This is a genomic window from Microbacterium sp. K41 (genome assembly GCF_004794395.1).
Lineage (GTDB): Bacteria > Actinomycetota > Actinomycetes > Actinomycetales > Microbacteriaceae > Microbacterium > Microbacterium sufflavum.
In genome coordinates this window covers 1-334 of the sequence record NZ_SSDO01000463.1, presented here as the reverse complement: position 1 = coordinate 334, position 334 = coordinate 1, and the positions used below count along the sequence as shown (strand labels likewise).

Sequence of the window (334 nt, the reverse complement as noted above, 5' to 3'; positions counted from 1 at the left end):
GTCGCGACCAGGACCGGACACGACCCGCGGGGGCCTTCGCGCCGCCGCCCGCACCGCACCACGGCGGATCCGCGCTCTCCCGGCAGGATCGTGCCGCGATCGCCCGGTACGACTACCTGATGCAGACGGCCGATCCTCAGCGCATCGAGCAGCTCCACCGCGAGGCGTTCGCGCGGCTCACCCCACAGCAGCGCGAGGTCGTGGCGGCGCGCATGCAGCAGGAGCTCCCCGCGGGTGAGCGGCCGCGGTCGTCCGCCCCCGACGATCTGGTCAGGGCGGCCGGGCGGGCGGAGGCGATGCGACCGGGACGGATGCGCGGTCTGCTGTCCCGCGC

1 pseudogene is annotated in these 334 nt (G+C 76.0%); it reads left to right on the top strand.

What is annotated here, in order from left to right:
• A pseudogene (locus DW309_RS15085) lies at positions 1-334 on the top strand (cation-transporting ATPase); the annotation flags it as partial.